General features: G+C 62.0%; 1 protein-coding gene. It reads right to left on the bottom strand.

The window, feature by feature from the left end; translation table 11 throughout:
* The coding region (locus tag HU811_RS27225; protein ID WP_186659234.1) for a cadherin-like domain-containing protein at positions 1 to 337 on the bottom strand (337 nt) is incomplete at both ends.

Raw genomic sequence — 337 nt, 5'->3', positions numbered from 1 at the left:
GGTCAGGGTGTAGGTGAAGGTTTCAGTGCCGTTGCCGCCGCCGTTCAGGCCTTTGAAGTCAGCGTCGGCGGTGTTCAGCGTGTAGGTGTAGGAACCATCAGCGTTGAGAACCAGCGTGCCGTAAGTGCCGGTAAAAGTACCGGGTGTGATCGGGCCGGACGTCACCCGATCCGCGCCTTCGGTGTCGTTGGTCAGCACGCTGCCGGTCAGGGTCAGGTTGGTTTCCGAGGCGGTGCCGGCGTTGCTGTCGTCCACGGCTTGGGGCACATCATCAACGATGTTCACGTCCAGATTGCCGTTGGCGGTGGTGCCGTTGTCATCGGTGACCACCACGGCA

The sequence above is a fragment of the Pseudomonas tehranensis genome, assembly GCF_014268615.1.
GTDB classification, from domain to species: Bacteria; Pseudomonadota; Gammaproteobacteria; order Pseudomonadales; family Pseudomonadaceae; genus Aquipseudomonas; species Aquipseudomonas tehranensis.
Note: the sequence above shows the minus strand (reverse complement) of the source record. Positions and strands in the feature narration are given on the sequence as shown.